Below are 12,727 nucleotides of genomic sequence, written 5' to 3' on the forward strand. Positions count from 1 at the left end.
CACCCGAGGTAGCACCGAGAAACCCTGCTCCTGAAAACCTTTTGAATTCATTATTGTTGACACATTCGCACTGCGTGGCGAAATCTAAAAGCAAATGTCGCTAAATGCAACATGATTGTTGACACATTGATGAATTTTGTCCGGACGCAGAGGCGCTCATTGGGACTCGGAGTTCACCAGCAGATCCGCTACGAGAGCGGGCGGTGCAAATGGGGGAAAGCTCTGTCTGGTTGGCCGAGATTACTGACGGCACCTCTTTTGAGTACAAAACCGAGGACCAGCCAGATTGGTTTATGGAGGCCTACGTGGACAAAGTCATCAACGGCACCATCGAGTAGCCGTAGCAGCATGTCGAAAGGCCGCTCTCGAGCGGCCTTTTTCATGCGTGTCACGTTTAAGCGGGTTACTGAAGAGGGTGGAGTACAAGTGTTCTCCATTGGCGCCGCATGCAGGGGTATAAGGGAATCGAGCCACCGCCGGTGTGCGCGAGATTGTTGGACCCATTGGCATAAAGCACTATTCTTGTCCCGCCACGCCGCGCTCAGCGCCGGATGGTGCTTACTTTACCCTCAGGAGATTCACCGACATGAACGTCTTGTTCCGCCCTAAGTGGCTGCTCGCCCTTGCCCTGCCTCTCGCCCTCGCTGCCTGTGGCGACAATGAACCCAAGCAACGCGCTGCCTTCAGCGAATTCCTGCAGACCCGTATCGTCGACAAGCCAGGCGTACACGTGCCCAAGCTGACCACGGACGAGACGCAGGCGTTCGGCCCCTACAGCGATCACTATGCGGTCATCACCCACTTCAATGGCGCGATGGATGCTGCTGTCAAACCGTTGGGCAACCTGATGCAAAAAGGCGCGGTGCGCTCGCTGAACGATGTGACCGCCCGCCGTGACGACATCAAGGCGGTGCAGACCGGCCTGAACGACATGGGCAGCCAGCTGCAGGAGCAGAAGGCCAAGGCCGACACGGCTCATGCCCAGCTCAAGCAGCCAGAAGACCTCAAGGTGGTCTACGACAAGGCCTTCGAGCGCACCGTCAGCGTACCGGCCGATACCTTCCTGGAGGTGCTGCCGCAGATCAATGGCACCCTCGACAGCAGCCTGAAAATCGCCGACTACGTGGACGCGAACAAGGCCAAGATCGAAATCAACGGGCCGATCGTGAAGGTGTCGGATCCCAAGGTTCAGGCTGAACTCAATGCTATGCTGGCGGACCTGAATACCCAGGCCCAGACCGTCCAGCAGGCTCAGGCGCGACTGAAAACAGTCATGCTCGGGCGCTAACGCCGCACCAGCAGGAGCGGGCGGTCCGGTACCTCGGTAAGCCCGCTTCTGCGCAAGCGCTGGTTTTGAACCCTCAATCGTAATTTGAAGAATGAATCGTCCGCTGTTTATTTCGCTAGATGGGCCCAAGGGCACCGGCAAGACCACGCTTTTGGAAGCCGTTACGGCAGTACTGAGGGCGGACAACAAGAAGGTGATCCGGCTTTGTGAGAAAAAGAGCGATCCCTTCAGGGGTGAAACCATGGCCCTGGTCAATCAACTCGTCAGACATCCCAGCCGGGCTCTGGAGTTGGGGGTTTGCGAGCGTTTTGCTGATAGCCGTACCTGGATATCCCAGCACGTGCTGCCTAAACAGCCAGCCGATAGCATCATCCTGATCGATCGCTGGTACCCCTCTGATGCCGCATTTCGCCGGATGCTCCCCTTTGCAGAGATCCTGCAGCTGAACATGGATCGAAACGTGCGCGTGCCAGACCTGCATGTCGGGGTTTTCACCGACCCGGAAATTTCATGGGCGAGGGCAGCGGCACGAACGCGTGGGCTGAGCAGTACCGTGATGTACAAGCTGGAAGAACAAGTTGCCAGTACCCAGGCGTTCGAGCGAGCGGCCGCAGATCACGGCTGGGTGTTATGCCGGAATGAAGGAACGATCCAAGACGCAACGATGCAGATTGTCGCTGAGATTTATAGCGTCCTGCGCTGAAGTACCTCATTCAGTGCTCATGGGCATGAGAGTGAAGGGTGAGGGCACCCGGCACCTTGGTTCGTTCAAGCCCACCGTGCTCCAGCCATCGAAGCGTCTGCTCATAGGCACGCTCCAGCAGTGATTCGGTCTGCTCGAAGTTGAACACGGAGACATCAACAGGGCACAGGGGCGGAACGATGTGCAGGCTGGTGTGCGTGCAAAAGTGTTCGATGTCACTCACCAGCTGACGCATGCTCATCAAATTGACGGTGTGCAGGGCCAGGGCAACCAGCCCTCTCGGCGGCCGTGTCAGGGCGCAACTGACACCGGTGGGGATGACCACGACCTTGCTGGCGCCTAGTGCTACGGCAGTCGAAATGGGCGTATTGCTGGCCACTGCGCCATCCACCAGAAACTGGTCGCCGATCTGTACGCAAGGGAACACCAGCGGAATGGCCGCGCTGGCCAGTAATGCTTGCTCAAGTTCGCCACTGGATAGAACGGTCTCGGCACCACTGAGCAGATTGGTGGTGACGATGTGCAAGGGCAGTTGCGCATCCTCGATGCGATGAATAGGCAGAGCGTTACCCAGCAATCGGTGCAATGCTGCCGGCTGCAGCAGAAAACCACGTCGGTTGATCAGCCCCCTACAGGTATCGAGCCAAGACAGGGGGAAGATGTCAGTTCGACTCAGCCCTCGCCAGAATTCGGCCAACGTCTCGACACCCTGGGCGTTGGGGCGTGCCGCAAAATAGGCACCGTTGATAGCGCCTACCGAAGCGCCAATCACCCTGTCGAATTGAACATCGGCCTCGACCAAGGCCCTCAACATGCCTACCTGCACCGCTCCCAGGCTGCCGCCACCAGCGAACACGATTGCGGTTTGCGTAGCCATGGCGACTGTCTCTGTGCAGACATGTGTCGACTGAGTGTAGCTGGCGGGGTGGCGTCACTCCTGGCGAACAACGCTCAGGGCGTGTATCCCGTCTTATCTGCTTCGGTAATCGCTCGGATGACCCTGCAAGGCACACCGGCTGCGATGACGTGCGGTGGTATGTCCGAAGTGACGACACTGCCGGAGCCGATGATCGATCCTTCACCGATGGTCACGCCTGGGTTGATGTGCACGCCTGCGCCCACCCAGACGCGATTGCCAATACTCACGGGTCTGGCATAGCAACCTCCCGCTGCGCGCTCGGCGGGGTCGATGGCATGGTTGGAGGTGTAGATGCCGACGCGCGGGCCCAGTAGCACGTCATCACCAATGGTGATTCCGCCTCCATCGAGCATGACGCAGTCGAAGTTGGCGTAGAAGTTGTTGCCGATGTGAATGTGCCGGCCAAACTCGCATCGAAAGGTCGGTTCAAAATGTACAGAGGTACCCAGGCTACCCACCAACTGCCGGAGGATATCCTCACGCTCGCTAGCGGGCCTGGAGAATGCGCTGTTGTACTGATTCGTCAGCAGCACCGTCTGCTCCCTGGCCGCTACCAGTTCGGGCGTCAGGTCGTTGTACATCTGACCGGAGCGGATCCGGGTCAGTTGTGATTCAAGGTCTGGCATCTGTTCCTCAACCAAGCTTGGGCGTTGCCCACCCTACGCACGGAAGCTCCTACGCATCAACTGCGCGAGTCGAGCACCGATTTCTGTCGCGAGCGCTGAAAGCGGGTCACTGCTATTTGCACGACAGCAGCAACCAGACACAGCAATCCGATTTTCCAGTTGCCCTCCAGGCCGAAATGCTCGGATACCTTCCCAGCGATGATCACGCTAACGAAGATGGCGACAGGCAGGATCAATTTATTCATCAGGTCTTCCAACGGTACACGACAAAAGGTGAGTAGCTTACACAGTCAAGGCAGCGCGCAGGACAAGCATTCACTGCCAAGCAGCGAAGACGCGCATTGAGGTCCCGAACAGACTCGTTACAGGGCCTTCAGCATCCGCTCAAGGCATAGATGCTCCCAGGTAGATAACAGCGCTATCGGATCTGTGCGATCACCTGGATCGAAAGCCCAGCGATTCCCATCCGGACTCACACAGTGCTCGCAGTAGTCGAGTGCTTCGCAATCGTTATAGAGCGTGACTCGCCACCCTTCGATGTCCACATCAAAGTGGCAGGCGTACACCTCGTCCCAGCTTTGGTTGCCTACCTTAGCCATCGTCCGGCGTCCAAACACGACTTCTCGCAGGACTTGGCATACTTCCCGAGCCGTGAGTGCGACTGGAGGTACGTGATCGCAATCATCGAAGGTCATAGTGTGATCTTGTTCCTGGAGCGTCAAATCCAGGATATTACCTGCTAGAACCTCCAAGGTCATGGTCAGAAAATGGCGGGAGTACAAATGTTCTCTTTAGGCTCAAGGCCAGCCTGCGACAGGCAGGCCCGAGCTAACGGCACATTCACCCGATGCGCAATCCAGAAGGGCACCGGACTGAGCTAGTGGAAGTACATCTTCGCTACTCAACGCTCCGATGTGTCACGAGTACAGTACTTAGCGGCTGCCCGTCGCGCAGGCGTGCGAGCAGCTCAGGTTCGGCGAGATCCGAGGCCAATGCGCGGTCGATTACCTTGGTCAGTTCCTCGGCGGGCAAAATCAGCACGCCGTTGTCATCTGCCAGCACAATGTCGCCTGGGTGTACGACAACGCCACCGCAAGTCACTGCAACGTTCAGCTCGCTTTCCTCGCCACCCACCCGCTTGGTGGTCAGTTGAGTGGTGCCGCGGGCAAATACCGGCAACTGGCAAGCACGAAGTTCGTTCAGATCGGTTACCAGACCATCGACAACGATACCGGCGGCACCCGCACAGCGAGCGGCAAACTGAGTCACCGCACCAATGCACGCGTGGGCGTGATCTCCGACCATGTCGATCACCAGTACATCGCCGGATTGCAGGGCGATCAGGGCGCGGTTTACTGCGCACGCATCCGCTTCTGCCAGGCGCAGGGTGACTGCACGACCGACGATTCGCCCCCCTGGGACCATGGCACCGATGGCGTGATTGACGAACCCGCGCTCCAGGAAATGGCCGAGTGTGGCGAAGCTCACTTCACGAAGCTTTGCGGTCAATGATTCGTGAGTCATTTGGCACACTCCATGTCGATCAGTTCGGCGACGCAGTCGATCTCCAGGCTCACGCCCCAGAGCTGTACACAGACAGTGGTGCGAGCAGGTGGCGCATGCCCCAGTATTTCCTGGTAGACCTGGTTGAAAGGCAGCAACTGAGCCGGATCAGTCAGGTAAGCATTGACCTTGACGATGTGGGACAAGCTGGAACCTGCGGTTTCCAGGATCGCGGCCAGGTTGGCGAATGTCTGCCGGACTTGATCCTCGAAGCTTTCGGGTTGCTCGTCGAGGCTGCCGAGTGATGGAATCTGCCCGGCTGTGAACACCAGATGGCCGCTGATTACCGCTTGGGAGTAGGGGCCCACGGGGCTGATGGTGCCTGGGGCGCTGTGAATGCGTTGCATGTTTTCTCCTGTTGGCTGGTTCATGCCGCCGGCGCACCGGCGGCATGGGTTCGTAGGTCAGAAAAGCGCCAGGCTATAGCTGACGATGAGTCGGTTCTGTTCCTGGTTGGGGTCGATCTGCGAGTGCAGCAGGCCCTGGCGCCAGGCCAGGCCAAGGCCTTTGAACGCGCCATCCTGGATGACGTAGTCAAGGCCAAGGTCGCGCTCCCATTCGCGGGCTTCATGACCGTTGCTGGTGCGGATATCGTCACCCTTGAGGTACATCAACGAAAGCTTCAGGCCCGGTAGGCCGGCAGCGGCGAAGTCGTAGCTGTACTGGGCGAACGCGGTGCGTTCGCCAGCACGGTTGAAGCTGGCGAGCATGCGGTCGGTGAGCAGGTAGATGCTGGCGCCGGATGCGCCTTTGCCTTCGAGCGCGCCTTGGTTTGGCTGCACGAAGTTGCTGGCGTCGGACACCTGCTGGTAGCCGGCCATCAACGCATGGCCCTGCACGGCGTAGGTGAGCGAGGCGCTCCAGGTGTGGTTATCGATTTTGCCGTCACCGTCCTCGGTGTAGCCGCCGACTCGATAGCCACTGGCACGTCCGGCAGCAGAGTCATTGGCGCCGTCGGCGAGGGTGCGGAAATAGCGCAGATCGGTGCGCAGTGACTGACCTGCAGAAAGCGGCAAGGTATGGATGAGGCCAACGAAATGCTGGTTGTAGTAATCCTCCAGGTTGGCGAAGTAGTACTGCGCCGTGAGCTGTTTGCCCAACTGGTAGTCGCCACCGGCGAACAGGAACTGGTCGCTCTCGCGGCTACCACCGGCCACCGCCAGCCCGGTGCGGTCACTGGAGCCGCGCCCCGTGGCCCGGTTGAGACGACCGCCAGTCAACGTCAGTCCGTCGAGGTCAGAGGAGGTAATCTGCGCACCTTCGAAGGTCTGCGGCAACAGGCGACCATCGTTGTAGGTCAGTACCGGCAGCTTGGGTAGCAGGGTGCCGTAGCGCAGTTCAGTGTTCGCCACCTTCAACTTCGGCGTCACGCCAAGGCGGCTCCATTGGCTGGCGGCACCGTCACCCTCGTCGGGGATCATGTTGCTGCCGCGATGGCGCCCGTCGCCGCTGTCGAGCGTCATGCCCAGCATGCCCAGGGCATCCAGGCCCATACCTACCGGTCCTTGGGTAAAGCCAGACCTGAAATCAAGGACAAAGGCCTGTGCCCACTCTTCGGTCTTGCTCTGACCCAGGCTACCGGCCTGGTCGCGGAAATCGTTGTTGAAGTAGAAGTTGCGCAGCCCGAGGGTGGCGTGGCTATCACCCAGCACGTCAGCCTGGGCAAACGGCGCCAAGGCGAAGGCGCCTGCGCTGATCAGGTATTTGTTCATCTTGAAACTCTGCAAACGGTGTCAGGAAGGGCCCGCTCGACTGGCGGGCGACTCAGGGGCAAGCCACGGCTTACTGCCGTGCGTGGTCGATGTCCCGTTTGAAGGTTTCGGTGAGCAGCAGGAGGGCGATCAGCGAGACGATTGCCGATGCGACCATGTACCAGGCGATCGAGGAGCCCTTGCCGGTGAGCGACAGCAGTGCAGTGGTCACCAACGGGGTCGCGGCGCTGCCCAGCAAGCCGCAAAGCATGTAACTGATCGACAGTCCGGAATAACGCACCCGGGTACCGAACAGTTCGGCGAGGAACGTGGCGATGGGACCGTAGTTGGCTGCGAAGGCGGTCATCATCAGCAAATAGCCGGCGAACACCAGTCCCAGTTCCTTGGTGTCCATGAGCCAGAACATCGGGAACGCCACGAGGGCCTCGGCGATGATCCCGCCGATGATGATCGGCTTGCGACCGAACCGGTCGGACAGTGCGCCGAAAACGGGCAGCATGACGATACAGGCGGCACAGGCAACCAGCACCACGCTGAGCATTTCGCCACGGGAGAAACCCAGGGTCTGGGTGCCATAGGTCAGACCAAAAGCGACGATCAGGTTGTAAGAAGTGCCCGTCGACATGGCCGCGACACCCCCGAGGATCACCTGCTTCCAGTATTTGCGAAACACCTCCAGGAGCGGCACCTTGACCTGCGCCCCCTTGTTCTCCACGGCTTTGAACGACGGTGTTTCATGGATGTTGAGGCGGATGTAGAGGCCCAGCGCGATCAACAGGACGCTGAGCAGGAACGGCACCCGCCAGCCCCAATCCAGCAGTTGCTCGCTGGTCAAGGTGGTGGCGAACAGCAGGAACACCAGGTTGGCCAGCATCGTGCCTGCCGGTACGCCGATCTGTACCCACGAGCCATACAGGCCACGTTGGTGCTTGGGCGCATGCTCCACGGCCATCAGCACGGCGCCACCCCATTCGCCACCCAGGGCGAGGCCCTGGATGATGCGCAAGGTCAGCAGCATGATGGGGGCCCAGATGCCCACCGACTCATAGCTGGGTAACAGGCCGATGGCGAAGGTGGCCGCGCCCATGGTCAGCAGCGAGATCAGCAGCATCGACTTGCGTCCCAGGCGGTCGCCGAAATGGCCGAACAACGCGGCGCCGATCAATCGTGCACCATAGGCCGAGGCGAAGGTGCCGAAAGCCAGTAATGTACCGACCAACGGGTCAAACCCGGGGAAGAAGATCTTGTTGAACACCAGGGCCGAAGCCGTGGCGAAGAGGAACAGGTCATACCACTCGACGGTGGTGCCGATCACGCTGGCGACCGCGACTTTTCTCATGTCGGCGGTGCGTTCTGGTTGCACGCCGGCAACCTCGGTGTACGCAGGACTGGTCATTGCCTTTTTCTCCCGAAAGATGGGTTCTGTTTGTTATTGGCAGCTGAAGGTGGAGCGGGGCTTTCTTGTTTTTTGGGCAAAGCTTCCCTGAGGGCCCGGCTTTAAGCTGTCCGGGCGCCTGGGTGTCATGCGTGAATCAGCTTCGGTCGGCGCGGGCGAGCACGGCGTTGAGCAACACGTCGCAGCCCATGGTCACGTCTTCGGGCAAGGCGTCCTCGGCCTCGTTATGACTCAGGCCGCCAACGCAGGGGATGAACACCATGGTGGTGGGGCAATGGCGGGCCAGGTGGATCGCGTCATGGCCGGCGCCACTGACGATGGGCTGGTACGGGTAGCCAAGGCCTTCGATGGCCGAGCGGACGCTGGCGATGCACGCCGGGTCGAAGGGCGTCGCCGGGCTGAGCCAGTGGCGGTCGATCTGTACATTCAGCTCGCGCTTCGTGGCGATCTGATCGATCAGGGCACGGGCGCTGGCTTCCATGTCGGCGATGTCAGCATCCTCGTGGTGGCGCAGGTCGAGGGTGAATGCCACGTGCCCGGGAATGGTGTTTCGCGAGGAGCGGGCGATCTGCAGTTGACCGACCGTCACCAGGCCCTTGGGCGTGAAGTCGCGTGCCAACTGCTCAAGCGCCGTGATCATTTCGCCGACCCCGAACAGTGCGTCATGGCGCAGGGGCATGGGCGTGGTGCCGGCATGGGCAGCTTGGCCGCGCACCTCGATGTCCAGCCAGCAGATGGCCTGGCCGCCAGTCACCAGGCCGATCGGCAAGCCGGCATCCTCAAGGATGGGGCCTTGCTCAATGTGCGCTTCGAAGTAGGCGTCGAACTCACGGCCCAGCGGCAGCTCGCCGGCGTAGCCAGTCTGCGCCAGCGCTTCAGCGACACTGATGCCTTGGGCATCGCGGCTGGCCAGTGCCTGTTCAAGTGGCAGCTCACCGGTGAACACTGCCGAGCCGAGCATGGCTGGGGTGAAGCGGGCGCCTTCTTCATTCGTCCATACGGCGATTTCCAGCGGCCGCTCGGGCGTCAGGCCTTTGTCTTGAAGGCTGCGCACCACTTCAAGGCCCGCGAGCACGCCGTAGATACCGTCGAAACGGCCTCCCTTGGGTTGCGTATCCAGGTGGCTGCCCATGACGACGGGGGGCAGGGCATCGTTGCGGCCCGGCAGGCGCGCAAACAGGTTGCCGATGGCATCGACCTGTAGGCTCATGCCCGCGTCCCGACACCAGCGTGCGAACAGCTCACGCCCTTCGCGGTCTTCCTTCGAGAGCGCCAGGCGGCAGTTTCCGCCGTTGGCCGTGGGGCCAACCTTGGCCATCTCCATGAGGCTGTTCCACAGCCGTGGGCCATTGCAGGTATGCATCATGCTGATCCTCTGTAAGCCAGTCAGTAGCCGAGCGCGGGGTCTACCCGGTTCAGCAGGGGTTCGGCGCAAGCCAGGCGTCGTGCGTTTTCCGCCACTTGCTGGGCAATGCAGTCGTGAGAGGCGCAGGACGCCATGTGCGGCGTGACGATGATCCCGGGCGTGCTCCACAGGCGGCTGTCCAATGGCAGCGGCTCCTTGTCGAACACATCGAGCACAGCGCCTCGCAGGCGGCCACTGTTGACCGCGCTGATCAGCTCATCCACCTGCAGGTGTTGACCGCGTCCGCAGTTGATCACCGCGGCCCCCGGGGCCAGGGCCTGGAAGGTGTCCTGGCAGAGAATGCCGCGGGTGGCTTCGGTCAGCGGCAGCAGGTTGATCAACAAATCCAGGCCTTGCAGGAACTCGTTGAACTCGCGAGGGCCGGCAAACGTACGCACCCCCTGCAATTGCCTGGCGCTTCTGGCCCAGCCTCGAACTGCGTAGCCAGCCTCGGCCAGTTCGGCGGAAATGGCGCCCCCGAGAGAGCCCAGCCCCATGACGCCGATCTGATACTCAGCGGCGGGGCGCTGGTGATGACGACGCCAAACGTGCTGTTGCTGTTGAGCCAAAGCCCTGTCGAAGTCACGGTGGAAGTGAATCACTGCCCAGCGGACATACTCCGCCATGCCCTGGCGGTGTGCGGGATCAACCACACGGCATACCGGCAGGGCCGGTTGGCTCGGGTCGTTGGCCAAGTGATCGATACCGGCGGCAACCGAGTGGATCAGTTTCAGGTTGGGCAGCGCGCTCAGGCTGCCCGCCGGCGGGAACCAGCAGGCGGCGATCTGCGCCTCCACGGCGGCGGGGTCGTTGGCCAACACCACGCGCAATTGCGGGGCGCTACGGGCAAAGGCGTTTTGCAGTTGCCCCAGCAGTGCCTGGTCGGTCGACAATAGAACCAGCGGTTTCATGAGCAGTACGACTCGCGTTGGTGTTCGATCAAGGTAAGGGCAGCGTTCCAGCTCAGGCTGATGATCTGCGCCGACTCGTCACGTTCGAATTGAGCGGCTGTATGGCGGCAGACCGCTTCACTTGGGTAGATCAGTTGGCTACCACCGGCCAGGGCCTGGATCTGGGCCTGGCAGGCGCGTTCGAGGAAGTGAATCTCGTGGAACGCCTCGGCGACGCTGGCGCCACCGGCCAGCAGGCCGTGGTTGCGCAGGATCATCGCCTTGTGCGTGCCCAGATCGGCGATCAGCCGTTCGCGCTCGTCCAGCGACAGGGCGATGCCTTCGTACTGGTGGTAGGCCAGCTTCCCGTAGAATTTCAGCGCATGCTGACTGATTGGCAGTAACCCTTGCTCCTGGGCAGACACCGCGATGCCGGCGGCGGTGTGGGTGTGAATCACGCAGTGCATGTCAGGGCGCGCCATGTGAATCGCCGAGTGGATCACGAAGCCGGCAGCATTCACCCGGCGTTCGCCAAAAGCCTGGTCGACCACGTTGCCGTGCTGGTCGATGCGCACCAGGTCACTGGCGCTCATGCGGTCGAAGATCACGCCATAGCGGTTGATCAGGAAGTGGTGCTCGGGCCCGGGAATCCGCAGGGTGATATGGGTGTCGATCAGATCGGTCATGCGAAAGTGCGCGATCATCCGGTACAGCGCGGCCAATTCGCAGCGAGCCTGCCATTCGGCATCGCTGATGTTGTGCGGCTTGCTCATGAAAACTCCTGGTTTAACGGGCGAGGGCGACGGTGGGTTGCTGCAGCTCGCCACGCAGGCGAGCGAGGCCACAGACACCGATCAGGGAAAGCGTGGACAGGGCGGTAAAGAACAGCGCCAACGGCAGCCACTGGCCGGCAAAGCGATCGGCGAGGAGGGTGCCGATAATCGGCGTACTGCCCCCGGCGATGGCGCAGATCAGCTGATAGGCCAGGGAGATTCCGGAGTAACGCAGGTGCGCCGGGAAGGCCTGGGTCATGTAGCCGGCAATCACGGCATAAAGCGCCGACAGGGTCACGACCGCCAGGGCGATGCCAAGGGTCATCAGCACCAGGTTTTGCGTGCCGACCAGCAGGAACATGGGGTAGGGCACGGCCATGCAGAGCAGGGCCACGAGCTTGAGGAAGCGGCCTTCACCGATACGCTCGGCCAGCAGTGCCGCCAGGGGTTGGCTCAGGAACTGCAGGATAGTGACCAGGAACAGGCAGTCGAGGATCGTCGCCCGAGTGATGCCCTGGTAGGTGGTGACGTAGGTGATCATGAAAGTATTAGTGAAGAAGAACCCGGCTGAGCCGATGGTCACGGCCAGGGCGGCGAACAGGATCTGCCGCCAGCAGTCGCGCACCACTTCCAGTACCGGGTACTTGACCACTTCCTGCTTGGCCTTGGCAGCCTTGAACTCCGGGCTTTCCTCCACACCGAAACGGATCGCCAGCCCCACCATCATCAGCACGCCGCTGGCCAGGAAGGGCAGACGCCAGCCCCAGCTGAGGAACGCCTCAGGCTCAAGCGTCGACACCAGGCGGAACGCGATGAGTGCAAGCAGCAGGCCGGCCGGGCTGCCCAGTTGGGCGAAGGAGGCATAGAACACCTTGCGTTTGGCCGGTGCGTGTTCGCTGGCCATCAGCACTGCGCCGCCCCATTCGCCGCCCACCGAGATGCCCTGGACGATGCGCAGCGCAATCAGCCCGATCGGCGCCCAAATGCCGGCGCTGGCGTAGCTGGGTAGCAAGCCGATACCGGTGGTGGCCAGGCCCATCAGCAGCATGGTGACCAGCAGCATGTTCTTGCGGCCCAGGCGGTCGCCAAGATGGCCGAAGACCATGCCAGCCATTGGACGGGCGATAAAGCCCACCGCAAAGGTACCGAAGGCTGCCAACGTGCTGAGCAACGGATCGCTGCTGGGGAAGAACACCTGCCCGAGCACCAGCGCAGCCGCTGTGGCGTAAATATAGAAGTCGTAGAACTCGATGGTAGTGCCGACAAATGCGGCAGCCGCCGCTCGACGCGGCTGGTTGGAGGCGTGCATGCAAGGCCCTTTTTGGAGTTATAGGCAGGGGTCTGAACTGGCTAAGCCGGTCGCGCTCTGTTTGGCGCTTTCGGGTTTTATCGCCTTGGGGCTATGATTAGTCAATTTGCTAATTCTTATCCATCGTATTAGCAGTGCTACTA

General features: G+C 61.1%; 13 protein-coding genes. 2 read left to right on the plus strand and 11 right to left on the minus strand.

Annotated elements, in window-relative coordinates:
* Nucleotides 1–586: 586 nt before the first annotated feature.
* Together ACIPZB_RS06140 and ACIPZB_RS06145 are read left to right on the plus strand one after the other, a co-directional pair.
* A complete protein-coding gene (locus ACIPZB_RS06140; RefSeq protein ID WP_400639404.1) occupies nt 587–1,288 on the plus strand; it encodes a DUF3053 domain-containing protein in 702 nt (233 codons plus the stop codon).
* 91 nt (nt 1,289–1,379) lie between these two features.
* Nucleotides 1,380–1,991 carry a dTMP kinase gene (locus tag ACIPZB_RS06145; protein ID WP_400639405.1) on the plus strand — a complete coding sequence of 204 codons (612 nt, stop codon included), beginning with the start codon at nt 1,380–1,382 and terminating at the stop codon, nt 1,989–1,991.
* A 10-nt stretch (nt 1,992–2,001) separates the two neighbouring features.
* On the opposite strand, the gene ACIPZB_RS06150 is transcribed toward ACIPZB_RS06145, so the two are convergent.
* From ACIPZB_RS06150 to ACIPZB_RS06200, 11 genes are all read right to left on the minus strand, one after another.
* The gene (locus ACIPZB_RS06150) at nt 2,002–2,868 is read right to left on the minus strand and encodes a patatin-like phospholipase family protein (protein WP_400639406.1); all 867 of its coding nucleotides are present in this window, start codon (nt 2,866–2,868) and stop codon (nt 2,002–2,004) included.
* A gap of 74 nt (nt 2,869–2,942) precedes the next feature.
* Nucleotides 2,943–3,536, minus strand: a complete 594-nt coding sequence (locus tag ACIPZB_RS06155; protein ID WP_400639407.1) for a sugar O-acetyltransferase — start codon at nt 3,534–3,536, stop codon at nt 2,943–2,945.
* A 56-nt stretch (nt 3,537–3,592) separates the two neighbouring features.
* Complete coding sequence (locus ACIPZB_RS06160) at nt 3,593–3,781, minus strand: hypothetical protein (RefSeq protein ID WP_400639408.1); 189 nt, start codon at nt 3,779–3,781, stop codon at nt 3,593–3,595.
* 652 nt (nt 3,782–4,433) lie between these two features.
* Nucleotides 4,434–5,060 (minus strand): RraA family protein, encoded by a 627-nt coding sequence (locus ACIPZB_RS06165; RefSeq protein WP_400639409.1) that lies wholly within the window; start codon nt 5,058–5,060, stop codon nt 4,434–4,436.
* The gene (locus ACIPZB_RS06170; protein ID WP_400639410.1) at nt 5,057–5,446 is read right to left on the minus strand and encodes a RidA family protein; all 390 of its coding nucleotides are present in this window, start codon (nt 5,444–5,446) and stop codon (nt 5,057–5,059) included. Before ACIPZB_RS06170 ends, ACIPZB_RS06165 begins: the two co-directional genes overlap by 4 nt.
* Nucleotides 5,447–5,503: 57 nt before the next feature.
* Nucleotides 5,504–6,811, minus strand: a complete 1,308-nt coding sequence (locus ACIPZB_RS06175) for an OprD family porin (RefSeq protein ID WP_400639411.1) — start codon at nt 6,809–6,811, stop codon at nt 5,504–5,506.
* A gap of 70 nt (nt 6,812–6,881) precedes the next feature.
* Nucleotides 6,882–8,207, minus strand: a complete 1,326-nt coding sequence (locus tag ACIPZB_RS06180) for an MFS transporter (protein ID WP_400639412.1) — start codon at nt 8,205–8,207, stop codon at nt 6,882–6,884.
* 136 nt (nt 8,208–8,343) lie between these two features.
* Entirely contained in the window at nt 8,344–9,570 is a 1,227-nt protein-coding gene (locus tag ACIPZB_RS06185; protein WP_400639413.1) for a Zn-dependent hydrolase, read from the minus strand.
* Between the two features lie 23 nt (nt 9,571–9,593).
* Nucleotides 9,594–10,523 carry a 2-hydroxyacid dehydrogenase gene (locus ACIPZB_RS06190; RefSeq protein WP_400639414.1) on the minus strand — a complete coding sequence of 310 codons (930 nt, stop codon included), beginning with the start codon at nt 10,521–10,523 and terminating at the stop codon, nt 9,594–9,596.
* Nucleotides 10,520–11,275 (minus strand): class II aldolase/adducin family protein, encoded by a 756-nt coding sequence (locus ACIPZB_RS06195; protein WP_400639416.1) that lies wholly within the window; start codon nt 11,273–11,275, stop codon nt 10,520–10,522. The genes ACIPZB_RS06190 and ACIPZB_RS06195 overlap by 4 nt, the downstream gene beginning before the upstream one ends.
* A gap of 13 nt (nt 11,276–11,288) precedes the next feature.
* Nucleotides 11,289–12,584: an MFS transporter gene (locus ACIPZB_RS06200; protein ID WP_400639417.1), complete on the minus strand. Its 1,296-nt coding sequence runs from the start codon at nt 12,582–12,584 to the stop codon at nt 11,289–11,291.
* Nucleotides 12,585–12,727 lie beyond the last annotated feature (143 nt).

It is taken from the genome of Pseudomonas sp. NPDC089396, assembly GCF_044749545.1.
Taxonomy (GTDB): domain Bacteria; phylum Pseudomonadota; class Gammaproteobacteria; order Pseudomonadales; family Pseudomonadaceae; genus Aquipseudomonas.